This is a genomic window from Caproiciproducens galactitolivorans, assembly GCF_026672255.1.
Lineage (GTDB): Bacteria > Bacillota > Clostridia > Oscillospirales > Acutalibacteraceae > Caproiciproducens > Caproiciproducens galactitolivorans_A.
On record NZ_JAPOHA010000001.1, the window covers coordinates 1 to 12091 of the forward strand.

General features: G+C 52.3%; 13 protein-coding genes. 7 read left to right on the forward strand and 6 right to left on the reverse strand.

Annotated elements, in window-relative coordinates:
* Nucleotides 1–143: 143 nt before the first annotated feature.
* Nucleotides 144–848, reverse strand: coding sequence for a helix-turn-helix domain-containing protein (locus OUY18_RS00005; RefSeq protein WP_268056655.1), 705 nt, complete (start codon nt 846–848; stop codon nt 144–146).
* A gap of 167 nt (nt 849–1015) precedes the next feature.
* Between OUY18_RS00005 and OUY18_RS00010 the strand changes: the two genes are divergently transcribed.
* From OUY18_RS00010 to OUY18_RS00030, 5 genes are all read left to right on the forward strand, one after another.
* A complete protein-coding gene (locus OUY18_RS00010; protein ID WP_268056656.1) occupies nt 1016–1720 on the forward strand; it encodes a histidine phosphatase family protein in 705 nt (234 codons plus the stop codon).
* Between the two features lie 395 nt (nt 1721–2115).
* Nucleotides 2116–3834, forward strand: a complete 1719-nt coding sequence (gene leuA, locus OUY18_RS00015) for a 2-isopropylmalate synthase (RefSeq protein WP_268056657.1) — start codon at nt 2116–2118, stop codon at nt 3832–3834.
* Nucleotides 3821–4894 carry a 3-isopropylmalate dehydrogenase gene (gene leuB / locus OUY18_RS00020; protein ID WP_268056658.1) on the forward strand — a complete coding sequence of 358 codons (1074 nt, stop codon included), beginning with the start codon at nt 3821–3823 and terminating at the stop codon, nt 4892–4894. The genes leuA and leuB overlap by 14 nt, the downstream gene beginning before the upstream one ends.
* A gap of 54 nt (nt 4895–4948) precedes the next feature.
* The gene (locus tag OUY18_RS00025) at nt 4949–5668 is read left to right on the forward strand and encodes an AzlC family ABC transporter permease (RefSeq protein WP_268056659.1); all 720 of its coding nucleotides are present in this window, start codon (nt 4949–4951) and stop codon (nt 5666–5668) included.
* Nucleotides 5665–5988, forward strand: coding sequence for an AzlD domain-containing protein (locus tag OUY18_RS00030; RefSeq protein WP_268056660.1), 324 nt, complete (start codon nt 5665–5667; stop codon nt 5986–5988). The genes OUY18_RS00025 and OUY18_RS00030 overlap by 4 nt, the downstream gene beginning before the upstream one ends.
* A 48-nt stretch (nt 5989–6036) precedes the next feature.
* Here the strand turns inward: OUY18_RS00030 and OUY18_RS00035 are convergent, their stop codons facing one another.
* The gene (locus tag OUY18_RS00035) at nt 6037–6525 is read right to left on the reverse strand and encodes a deoxycytidylate deaminase (RefSeq protein ID WP_268056661.1); all 489 of its coding nucleotides are present in this window, start codon (nt 6523–6525) and stop codon (nt 6037–6039) included.
* 183 nt (nt 6526–6708) lie between these two features.
* Here OUY18_RS00035 and rsmA point away from each other — a divergent pair, with 183 nt between their 5' ends.
* The gene (gene rsmA / locus OUY18_RS00040) at nt 6709–7566 is read left to right on the forward strand and encodes a 16S rRNA (adenine(1518)-N(6)/adenine(1519)-N(6))-dimethyltransferase RsmA (RefSeq protein WP_268056662.1); all 858 of its coding nucleotides are present in this window, start codon (nt 6709–6711) and stop codon (nt 7564–7566) included.
* Between the two features lie 14 nt (nt 7567–7580).
* Nucleotides 7581–7811 carry a hypothetical protein gene (locus OUY18_RS00045; RefSeq protein ID WP_268056663.1) on the forward strand — a complete coding sequence of 77 codons (231 nt, stop codon included), beginning with the start codon at nt 7581–7583 and terminating at the stop codon, nt 7809–7811.
* A gap of 42 nt (nt 7812–7853) precedes the next feature.
* Here the strand turns inward: OUY18_RS00045 and OUY18_RS00050 are convergent, their stop codons facing one another.
* Genes OUY18_RS00050 through murI form a run of 4 tightly spaced genes read right to left on the reverse strand, consistent with a single transcriptional unit; the run spans nt 7854 to nt 12089 of the window.
* Entirely contained in the window at nt 7854–9083 is a 1230-nt protein-coding gene (locus OUY18_RS00050; protein WP_268056664.1) for a homocysteine S-methyltransferase family protein, read from the reverse strand.
* 30 nt (nt 9084–9113) lie between these two features.
* Nucleotides 9114–10808, reverse strand: coding sequence for an arginine--tRNA ligase (argS, locus tag OUY18_RS00055; protein WP_268056665.1), 1695 nt, complete (start codon nt 10806–10808; stop codon nt 9114–9116).
* Nucleotides 10780–11241: a DUF1934 domain-containing protein gene (locus OUY18_RS00060; protein WP_268056666.1), complete on the reverse strand. Its 462-nt coding sequence runs from the start codon at nt 11239–11241 to the stop codon at nt 10780–10782. The genes argS and OUY18_RS00060 overlap by 29 nt, the downstream gene beginning before the upstream one ends.
* A gap of 17 nt (nt 11242–11258) precedes the next feature.
* Complete coding sequence (gene murI / locus OUY18_RS00065) at nt 11259–12089, reverse strand: glutamate racemase (RefSeq protein WP_268056667.1); 831 nt, start codon at nt 12087–12089, stop codon at nt 11259–11261.
* Nucleotides 12090–12091 lie beyond the last annotated feature (2 nt).

A 12091-nucleotide genomic window follows, 5' to 3' on the forward strand; every position in this document is an offset into this window, starting at 1 on the left:
AATATATACAGGAGCTTTATTTTTGTCCATATCTAAAGATTTTTATCCACCAGCAGAGCTGGTGGATTTTATACCATGAAAAAACAACCGGCTCGCTGAATTTCAGTGAGCCGGTTGTAATTTATTTCATCTATGTTATAATTTTATTTGGAATCTTTCTTTGCGCCCATGCGCGTTTCGGCATTTTGAATCAAATTAAAAAGCGATGAAGCGAACAGCGGGTATTCTTCGGAAATCTTTTCGGGGGAAAGCTCCGGAAGCTTGTCCTTTTCCAGCCCTTTCAGGTTTTCAACGCTTTCACCGTCCGCAACGCATCCGGCGTTCGAGAGCGCGATATCCTGCGCGGCGCTGGAACGTCCGTCGCTCAGTTTCTGTGGAACCGAGAACATCCCCTGCGGGTTTTTGGAATTTGCGGAATACAGCAGGCGGAAGCTCTTGTAAATGGACAGGTTCAGGTATGCGGATACTTCGGAGGTCAGGGACTTGTTGCCTGCCTTTTGAAGAATCCCAAATATAATATTCAGCGAATTGGCAATCAGCTTTTTATTCAGTACCGGCAGAAGGCTGCCCTTTAATACGTTTTCCTTGCCGACGGAATCCGGCTCCGGAATATCTTCCACCTTAATGGTTGCCCCGCTGCGGTGCGGAGACCTTCCGAGCAGATAATCACAGGAGACATCATAAAAATTCGCCGCTTTCACGACGAAATCCAACCCGCATTCACGAATCCCTTTTTCATAGTGGGAGAGCAATGCCTGTGAAACATCCAGTTCCTCGGCTGCTTTTTTCTGGCTTAATCCGCGTTCCTTACGCAGCAAAGTTATAATTCTTGGAAAACTATTATTCATATCGATATCCCCTGTCGAATCGTGGAAAAAATTAACACCTTGTAAAGTATATACCCAATATAACGCTTTGTAAAGCCGCTAGATATCGTGTTGATTTGGCGAATCCTTTCATTATGTATGAATTTTGAGATTATTAATCGAATTTTGGAAATAAAAGGAGACTGATTATGAAGTCCTATACCATCCATTTCATCCGCCACGGAATTACAAACGGAAATCTTCTGAGGCAGTATATCGGCAGCACAGACCTGCCGCTTGCACCGGAGGGCGTGGAACAGCTCGAAAAGCTGAAGCAGATTTGTGCGTATCCGAAGGCGCAGGTTTACTATTGCAGTCCGCTGTTACGCTGCGTTCAGACCCTTCGCATTTTGTACCCGGAGGCGCAGCCGGTGCTGGTGGACGACCTGCGGGAATGTGATTTCGGGGACTGGGAAGAAAAAACCGCCGAGGAAATCGCGGCGCAGGACGAACGCTTTTCCGAATGGATGGCGGGCGGGAAAGCGGTAACCCCGCCGAACGGCGAATCGGGCGGCGTATTTATGCAGCGTGTGTGCGCCGCGTTTGAAAAGATTGTGGAGGGCATGCTGCGTTCCGGCACGGACAGCGCCGTGATTGTTGCCCACGGCGGCACAATTATGTCGATTCTTTCCGCCTACGGGCTTCCAAAGGCCAGCTTTTACGATTGGCTGACGGAGAGCGGATGCGGCTATTCTCTGCGTATTACGCCGGGTCTGTGGATGCGTTCCATGGTTGCCGAAGTGTACGAAACCATTCCTCCAAGGGGAAATTCCGAGCAGGGCGACGGTAAGCTGGTTCTGGATTTGGCCCGCGAAGCCGCAGAAAGGGCATACGGCAGGAAGAAGGAAAAATAAAAAAGTCCTTGACAAGGGCAGCCGCATAAAATATAATAGTAAATAATTTAATATATTGCAAAGGCAATGAAGGGAATAAGACACAGGCGGAAGCATTGCAGAGAACCGGCGGATGGTGCGAGCCGGCGTGAAGTCCTTGTGTGTATAGCTCATCCCGGAGCCTCCGGCTTTGATGGAAATTAGAAGCGGACGCAGCGGCAGCGTTACAGGCCGGAGCCTTGTTGGAGGCTGCAGAGGGTTCCTTTCCGGAACTGAATTTGGGTGGTACCGCGGATAAGTTTATTCGCCCCGAACACAGAATGACTGTGTTCGGGGCTTTTTTTATTTCCCGAAGATGGGCTTCAGTTGCTTTTTTGACGAAAATGCGAATAAAACGGACAAAGGAGTGTTTGACGATGTATGAAGGCTGCAAAAAGTATATTCCGTTTCAGCCAATCCGCCTGCCGGACCGTGAATGGCCCGACAAAGTCATAGGGGAAGCGCCGGTTTGGTGCAGTGTTGACCTGCGCGACGGCAACCAGGCGCTGATCGATCCGATGAACCTGGAGGAAAAGCTGCTGTTTTTCCAAACCCTTGTGGATATCGGTTTTAAAGAGATCGAGATCGGATTCCCTTCCGCTTCGGAAACGGAATATGAAATCCTGCGCACGCTGATTGAGCGCGACTTGATCCCGGACGATGTGGCCATCCAGGTGCTGGTGCAGGCCAGGCCGCATCTGATACAGAAAACCTTTGAGGCGATTAAGGGCGCGAAGAATGTTATTGTGCATTTTTATAATTCCACGTCAACCCTCCAGCGCAAGGTCGTTTTCAAGACCGATATGCAGGGCGTGATCGATATCGCCGTGGAAGGCGCGAAGCTGGTTAAGGAACTGACCGAAGCGGAAATTAAGGAGAGCGGGGCGAATATCCGCTTTGAATATTCACCGGAAAGCTTTTCCGGTACCGAAATCGAGAATTCCGTTCGGATTTGTGAAAAGGTAATGGATGCGCTCGGCTCCACCCCTCAAAACAAGCTGATTCTGAATCTTCCCAATACGGTGGAAATGGCAACCCCGAACTGCTACGCCGACCAGATCGAATATTTCTGCCGCCATCTGAAAAACCGGGAAAGCGCGATCATCAGCATTCATCCGCACAATGACCGCGGAACCGCCACGGCGGCGACCGAATTCGGCATGATGGCCGGAGCGGAGCGGGTAGAGGGGACGCTGTTCGGCAACGGGGAACGCACCGGAAACGCGGATATCATGGTCGTTGCCATGAATCTGTATTCCCAGGGCGTTGACCCGAAACTCGATTTTTCCCATATTCACGACGTCCGCGAAGTATTTGAGAGATGCACAAAGATGAAAGTGCATGAGCGCCACCCCTACGCGGGCGATCTGGTGTTTACGGCGTTTTCCGGCTCCCATCAGGACGCAATCAAAAAGGGCGTGGACTACATGGCGAAAAGCGGTACCCCGTTCTGGGAGGTGCCGTACCTGCCGATCGATCCGGCCGACGTCGGGCGCGAATACGAGCCGATTATCCGCATCAACAGCCAGTCCGGAAAGGGCGGCGCGGCGTTTGTCATGCAGCAGTATTTCGGCTACGAGCTGCCGAAAGCAATGCATCCGGAGTTCGGCGCGATGGTCAAGGCTGCCTGCGACGAAGCGGGACGCGAGCTTCATCCGCAGGAGGTTTTCGATATTTTCCGCCGCGAATATCTGGAAATCAATTACCCTTATAATCTGAAGAAATATAAGCTTTATGAAGAAAATGACATCAGCGGCGATACGCAGGTGCATTTTGAAGGGGTCATCCGCTTTAAGCATGAGGATCATCCCATCAGCGCCGCAGGAAACGGCCCGGTCAGCGCCTTCTTCCACGCGCTGGAGACGGTCGGCATAACGGAGTATCAGTTCGTTTCCTACCGCGAACACGCCGTTTCCGGCGGCGCCGACTCCAAGGCGGTTTCCTATATCCAGCTGACCGGGCCGGACGGCAAGCCGCTGTTCGGCGTCGGTATGGACAATAATATCAGCCTTGCTTCCATTAAGGGAATTATCTGTGCCATTAACCGCGCAAAAAGCGCAAAAGAATCAGGAGGGAATACCGATGAAAACATATAAAATTGTCTTGTTAAAAGGGGACGGAATCGGGCCGGAAATCGTAACGCAGGCGGTAAAGGTTTTAAACCGCGCCGCAGAAAAATTCGGCTTTGCGGTTGCCTATGACGAGGCGCTGCTGGGCGGCAGCGCAATTGATGCGACCGGCGTTCCGCTTCCGCAGGAAACCATTGAGAAATGCAAAGCGGCGGATTCCACGCTGCTGGGAGCGGTCGGCGGGCCGAAGTGGGATGCCATGCCCGGCCATTTAAGGCCGGAAGCGGGCCTTTTAGGCATCCGAGGTGCGCTGGGATTGTACGCGAACCTTCGCCCGGCTGTTATTTTTAAGCCCCTGCGGGACGCTTCCCCGCTCAAAACCGAGATTATCGGCGACAACCTTGACATCATGGTCGTGCGTGAGCTGACCGGCGGCATTTACTTCGGAGAGCGCGGCGAAAAGACGGTAAACGGCGCACAGGCCGCCTACGACACCGAGATGTACTCCGTTCCGGAAATCGAGCGCATCGCGCGGGTAGGCTTTGAAATGGCTGCAAAACGCGACGGGAAGCTTTGCAGCGTGGATAAGGCGAATGTTCTGGAATCCTCCCGGCTTTGGAGAAAAACGGTTGCGCGGATCGGAAAAGAGGAGTATCCTAATATAGAGTTGTCCAATTTATATGTCGATAATTGCGCCATGCAGCTTGTACGCAACCCGAAGCAGTTCGATGTGATTGTAACTTCCAATATCTTCGGGGATATCCTTTCCGACGAAGCTTCCATGATCAGCGGCTCCATCGGGATGCTGCCTTCGGCAAGCCTCGGTTCCGGGAAAGCCGGGCTGTATGAACCCGTGCATGGTTCCGCGCCGGACATCGCCGGGACGGGCACCGCGAACCCGCTCGCGACCATTCTTTCCGCCGCGATGATGCTCCGCTATTCGCTGGAGGAGCCTGAAGCCGCCGACAGCATTGAAAACGCCGTTTGCGAAATTCTAAAAACCGTCCGTACGCCGGACATCTATACCGACGGAATGCAGAAGGTAACCTGCGAAGAAATGGGAGATTTCGTGTGCAGATTACTCTAAATTAGTATATTATAACAGAGATTATACAAATAGTATTACAACTGGGAGAGAAAGATGCAGCAAAATGAAGCTCTAACCTTTCAAAAAGGATTAAAAGACGGTTTACCCATTTGCCTTGGCTATGTCAGCGTATCGTTTGCGTTCGGTATGATGGCGACGCAGGGGGGGCTGCCGGTTTGGGTCGCACTCCTGATATCCATGACCAATCTGACAAGTGCCGGGCAGTTTGCGGGATTGCAGCTGATTTTAACGGGCGGTCTGTACATAGAAATCGCCGTAACCACTTTTGTGATTAATATCCGCTATATGCTGATGTCGCTTTCCCTCTTCCAAAAGGTGGACGAAGCCATGTCCTCCTTACAGCGGTTTGTGCTTTCCTTCGGCGTGACCGACGAGGTTTTCGCGGTTGCCATGCAGCAGAAGGGCAGCATCAACGCGCGGTACTTTTCCGGCCTGATTGTTACCCCCTATATCGGCTGGGCGGTCGGAACGTTTTTGGGCGCGACCGCGACCGGCCTTTTGCCGGGGAGCGTGCGCACGGCGCTGGGAATCGCCATTTACGGCATGTTCATCGCCATCATCATTCCGCCTGCTATAAAGGCAAAGCCGGTTGCGAAAGTGATCCTGATTTCGGTCGTCCTGAGCTGCTTTTTTAAATGGACTCCGTATTTAAACCGGATTTCCAGCGGCTGGGTGATTATTGTGTGCGCGGTGATCGCTTCGGCCTATGCCGCCTTACGCTATCCGGTGCAGGAAGCGGAGGTGCAGGAATGAATTATCCGCGGATTTTGACCTGCATTTTCATTATGGCGTTCGTGACGTATGTCATCCGCATGCTGCCGCTTGCGATCTTTAAGAAGAAAATCAACAACCGTTTTATCAAGTCTTTTTTAGCGTATGTTCCGTACGCCGTGCTTGCGGCAATGACTTTTCCCGAAATCCTGTATTCCACCGCAAACCTGTACTCGGCCTGCATCGGACTTGCCGCCGCGCTTTTCCTCGCTTACCGCGGGCGCGGGCTGTTGACCGTTGCTTTGGGCTCCGCCGGTGCGGTTTTTGTTGCGGAACAAATTCTCCGCGTTGTAATGAAATAAACGATAAGAAAAAGGGCGCCGCTGCAAACGCAGCGGCGCCCTTTTTCGTTAATAACCGAATTTGCCGGTCAGCGATTCGTCGTTTTCCACCCATTCATCCACATAAACCGAGGAAAAACTGCCTTTCGTATTCCGTGCTACCACACGCGCGATTCCCGCGTTGATAATCAGCCGTTTGCACATGGAGCAGGGGGAAGCGTTTTCCACATAATCGCCGGTTTTCATATCCCGGCCCACGAGGTAGAGCGTACTGCCGATCATATCGCGCCGGGAAGCGCTGATGATGGCGTTAGCTTCCGCATGGACGGAACGGCAAAGCTCGTAGCGCTCGCCGCGGGGAATATTTAACGATTCACGCACGCAAACCCCTTTGTCAATGCAGTTGCTGCGGCCGCGCGGAGCGCCGGTGTAGCCGGAAGATACAATTTCGTCATGCTTTACAATTATGGCGCCGAAATTCCGGCGCAGGCAGGTGCCGCGTTCCAGTACGGTTTCCGCAATATCAAGGTAATAATTTTCTTTATCTGTTCGAGTCATTTGAATACCTCCCGCTCTTTTTTAACCAATCTTATCATATTGTATTTTCGATGGATAATCAATGGAATTGTGTGAATTTATATGATATAATCATAAATTGAGGAAATGAAAGGGATTTTCCGGTATGAAGTATCGTGCCGATCGGATGATCTCTTTATAATCTTATAGATACGGAGAAATAAAATGAATTTATGGGATATGAATACAATAAAGGGCGTGCTGTCGCGCCATGGGTTTCATTTTTCCAAATCACTGGGCCAGAATTTTCTGATTAATCCGGATGTCTGCCCGCACATGGCCGCCGAATGCCGCGCGGACGGAGGCGGCGTGCTGGAAGTTGGGCCGGGAGTCGGCATTCTGACGGCGGAACTCGCCAAAAGGGCCGGGAAAGTCGTTTCCGTCGAACTGGATAAGCGGCTGATTCCCGTTTTGGACGAAACGCTGGCGGATTTCAGCAATGTGAAAATCGTTCTTGACGATATCCTGAAAACCGATTTAAAAACGCTGATGGAAACCGAATTTCCGGGACAGGAGATTGCCGTCTGCGCCAATCTTCCGTATTATATTACCTCGCCCGTGATTATGCGGCTTTTGGAAGAACGGCTGCCCATTCATTCCATCACAGTGATGGTGCAGAAGGAAGCGGCGGAACGCCTCTGCGCGCAGCCCGGCAGCCGCGCCTGCGGCGCCGTCAGCGCGGCGGTCCGGTATTTTGCGGAACCGGAAATCCTTTTTCAGGTGGGACGCGAAAACTTTTATCCGCAGCCGAATGTGGATTCCACGGTAATCCGTCTGAACGTATTGAAGGAACCGCCCGTCCGCGTTGACGAGGAAAAGGATTTCTTCCGGGTGGTTAAGGCCGCTTTCGGCCAGCGCCGGAAAACGGTTCTCAATGCGTTGTCGTCCGGATTATCGTTTCATCGTGAAACCATTGCCTTGGCGCTGGAGCGGGCGGGAATCGCCTCCAACGCGCGGGCCGAACAGCTTACGATGGATCAGCTTGCAGCTTTATGTAATGAATTATCATCGGAAAATGAATGAAACGGGGGATTCGAATGAGCGACGGAAAACTGGCCGTTCTGTTTTTTGAAGTAGCAATGGTATTGACGCTGATTTCCATGGTGCTCGGCCCGTTCGAAATTACCGGCTGGGCGCTGGCCACGGCGGCGGTAGCCTGCGTTGTGTCTTTCAGCGGGATGTTCCTTGCGTTTGAAAGCTGGAAAGAACCGATCGAGGAAGAAACTCCGAAGGCGGCGAAGGAATCGGAAGATCAGAAAAAAGAATAAAAAAGACCGGTCGGGGCGATAAAGCTTCCGACCGGTTTCTTATTAATAAATGATTGCACCGTATTTTGCGGCGAGCGGTTCCATCAGTTCGGTCTCAATGGAGCAGGCGGAGTCAATAATGAGCCTGCCCTGAAAATAGCGAAGCGCCGCGTCGAGTACCGGAAGGCTGTTGCAGTGAACGGCGATCGGCAGCCGCGTCATGGTGCTGTTTTCGCAGAGCAGCATCGCGTCGTCCAGGCTGTTCACTTCCACTAAAGCGGCGTTTGCCCGCTCGTCGTCCAGATCAATCAGATCGTCTCCCAGAGAACTGGTGCATTCAATGGGTTCGCTGAATAGGATGTCGTCGCCCAGGAAGAACGCTTCGCGTTCATTTGCGGCGGCATAGCAGTCGGGTTCGGACAATTCCAACAAAGGCGCAAATTCCTTCATTACCTCCGCCAGGGCTTTCAAGTGCTCCGGCGTCGTGCCGCAGCAGCCGCCGACGATTCTTGCGCCCGCCTTCATGATTTCGCGCATTTCTTCGGCAAAATCCTCGGGCGAAAGGGCGTTTTCGCCGCCGGGAGAATTCCACATGGCAAGGCCGGTGCTTGGCTTTGCAAGGATCGGAACGCTTACGTGAGGAAGGATTTCTTCAATATATTCCAGCATGGACTTCGGCCCGAAAGAGCAGTTTAGCCCAATAGCGTCCGCGCCCATCGCCTGCAGGGTAATCACCGTTGGAAGAAGGCTTCCGCCCGTCAGCGTGTGGCCGCTTTCGTCGATGGTAATGGTAACGAATACGGGCAGATTGGTGGTTCGCGCCGCTAAGACGGCCGCGCGCATATCCGCAAGCGAGGTCTGTGTTTCAATGATAAAGAAATCGACGCCCGCATCATCCAGAGCGCGGACTTGTTCACGGTAGATATCATAGATATCGTCAAAGTCCGCTTCACCGAACGGCGGTACAAACAGCCCGGTAGGGCACAGATCCCCGCCGACCAGCACACCGGCCGGTTTCGCGATGCTTAAAGACAGCTCGGCCAGCTTTTTGTTCAGTTCGGCGGTTTCCTTTTCCAGTCCGTAGTTTGCAAGGCAGGCGCGGTTTGCGCCGAAAGTCGGCGCATAAACGGCCTGCGCGCCTGCGGCGATAAAATCGCTTTGCAGTTTTAACAGCTTCTGCGGGTTTTCCGAAATCCATTTTTCCGGGCAAACGCCCTTCGGCATACCGGCCGCGGTCAGGTTGGTGGCCGTCGCGCCGTCCAGCAGCATGGGCAGTTTAAAAGGGAAACTCATTGCTCTTCATTGCTCCTATCGTATAACCGGTTACATGCTTTCCGGCGCCGATATTTTAAACATGGAAAGCACGTTGCAGATCACAATGGATACCGTATTGCATAAATACAACCTTGCGGCGGCGAGGCTTTCGTTTTCGCCCTTTACGCGGCAGGTGTTGTAAAATTTGTGGAACAGTGTCGCCAGCGTAATGACATAACGCGTAATCCGTGCGGGATCGTAGTCCTGCGCGGCGGCGACGATTTCGCCCGTGAAGGCGGAGAGATGACGGATAAGCTCGATTTCTTCCGGTGCGGTCAGAAGCGCCAGTTCCTCGTCGGTGCAGTCGCGCAGGTGAATCCCTTCGGAAGCAAGCATTTTAAAAATGCTGCAAATCCGGGCATGAGCGTACTGCACGTAATAAACCGGGTTCTGCGAATCCTGCTGTACCGCAAGGTCAAGGTCGAAATCCATTTGCGAGGTGGCCTCGCGCATGTTGAAGTAGAACCTTGCCGCGTCCACCGGAACCTCGTCCAACAAATCGGCAAGCTGAATTGCTTTTCCGGTACGTTTGCTCATGCGAACCACTTCGCCGGCTTTCACCAGACGGACAAGCTGGATTAAAACAACGTCGAGCTTGCTGCCGTCCAGACCGATCGCGTCCATCGCGCCCTTCATACGGGCCACGTGTCCGTGGTGGTCGGCGCCCCAGACGTCGATGCAGCGGCTGAATCCGCGTTTCTCGAACTTATTACGATGATACGCGATATCCGCCGTAAAATAAGTCGGATTTCCGTTCTGGCGGACAAGAACTTCATCTTTTTCCGCGCCGAACTTTGTCGCGCTGTACCAGACGGCGCCGTCCTTTTCGTAGGTTAATCCCTTGTCCTTCAAAATCTGAATGGTTTCGGTGAGTTCGCCGTCGTTGTGCAGGCGGCTTTCAAGGAACCATTCGTCGTATTCGATTCCGTATTTTTTCAGGTCGGACTTCATCTTGTCGATATTTTTCGGCAGTGCGAAATCAATCAGCGCTTTTTCCCGCTCCTTTTGTTCCGCATTGACGTATTTGTCGCCGTAAACCGCTGCGAACTCGGAAGCGCGCTCTTTTATGTCGTCGCCCTGATATCCGTCCTCCGGAAATTCCACCGCGCCCTCGCCTTTGAAAATCTGAAGATAGCGCGCGGAAAGGGAATTGCCGAATTTTTCAATCTGGTTGCCCGCGTCGTTTACATAGAATTCGCGCCACACGTCGTAGCCCGCCGCGTCGAGCACGGAGGCAAGGCAGTCGCCCAGAGCGCCGCCGCGCGCGTTTCCCATATGCATGGGGCCGGTTGGGTTGGCGGACACGAACTCGACCATAATCTTTTCCTTTTTGCCGAAATCACTGCGTCCGTAATTGCCGCCGCTGGACGTAATATCCTTTAAGACCTGCGTATAAAAGTTTTGATTCAGAAAGAAATTAATGAATCCGGGCCCGGCAATTTCAAAGCGGTCGAAAAAAGTGCCTTCCAGCACGATGTTGTCTGTAATAATTTCCGCGATTTTCCTCGGCGCAAGATGAAACGCCTTGGCGGAAACCATGGCGGCGTTTGTCGCCCAGTCGCCGTGTGCGCGGTCGGCCGGAACTTCTATGGTAAACGGCGGCATTTCCGCCTCGGGCAGGCTTTTGCCGGCCTGGGCTTTTTCAATCGCGCGCTGAATTGCGCTTTTCAGTTCATCAGTTGCCTGCAGCACTATTTTTGACATCTTTTTTATTTGCCTCCTTGACGGTTATAAACAGCTCGTTCAAGCTTGATAAATTCGAGTTAATATCCAGGGTATAATAGATTTCCAGTTTGCCGCCCAGGTCGCCCAGCTCGGATTTCACCTTGCTGGTAAATACGCCGACCATCATGTTTCCGAAGCCCGTATCGTACTGGCAGAGATGGCGTTTTCCGCTTTCCAGTATCAGGCGGGTACGGTCCGCGCCTCCGCGCATCAGCGTAACCTTTTTATTGCCGTCTACCTTTAAAACCGAGGTTTTGGCGGCATTGCTGTTTTCCGTATCATATTCTTTATAAACAATGTACTGGCTGTCGCCTTTTCGGACGTACGAACCCAGAGTGGTCAGCTCGACCTCGCCGGTTTCGTCATCGATTCTTTGCCGCCCCTTAATGGAAATAAGGTAATTTTCCAGCATCCGTTACTCCTTTGCTTTCAATCGTATTTTGTCTTTTCATACAGGTCAATATCCACATGACTGACTTCGTTCTTGATGTTTCGCCCTAAAAAGATTCCCGCAATCTGCGAAAATCCTTCGACCCGGTCGCTTACAAAAAAGGAGCAGTCGCCTTCCTCTGTCCGGTCGCTTAACAAATCCTTTTTCTTCAGCGTTTCCGCGCAGAAAAGGGCGGTTTCGCGGCCGCTGTCAATTAAGGTTACGCCGCTTCCCAAAACGCCGGAAATAATGTTGCGGATAATGGGGTAGTGCGTACAGCCCAGAATCAGCGTGTCGATACCCGCTTCTTTCAGGGGAGTAAGGTAGCGCTGTGCAACTAATCGGGTTATTTCCTCGTTGTCGTCAATAAATCCGTTTTCCACCAGCGGAACGAACAGCGGGCAGTCTTTCTCAAAAACCTCAATCTGCGGATCAATCGCCTGTAGTTCCCTTCGGTACGAACCGCTTCGAATCGTCGCTGTGGTTGCGATAACGCCGACCTTTTTGTTTTTGGTAACCGACGCCGCGGTTCGTGCAGTGGGTTTCAGCACGCCGGTATACGGCAGGCTGAGTTCGTCCCCAATACCGCTTGCAACGGAACTCACCGTACCGCACGCGGCGATAATCATTTTTACATTGTTGGACTGCAAAAAGGCCATATCCTGTTTTGCGTATTTAATAATGGTTTCACGGCTGCGCGATCCGTAAGGAACGCGGCCCGTATCGCCGAAATAGACGAAATTTTCATTCGGCATGATTCGCAAAAGCTCTTTTACAGCGGTCAGCCCGCCCAGTCCCGAATCAAAAACGCCGATCGGTCTGTTATCCATTC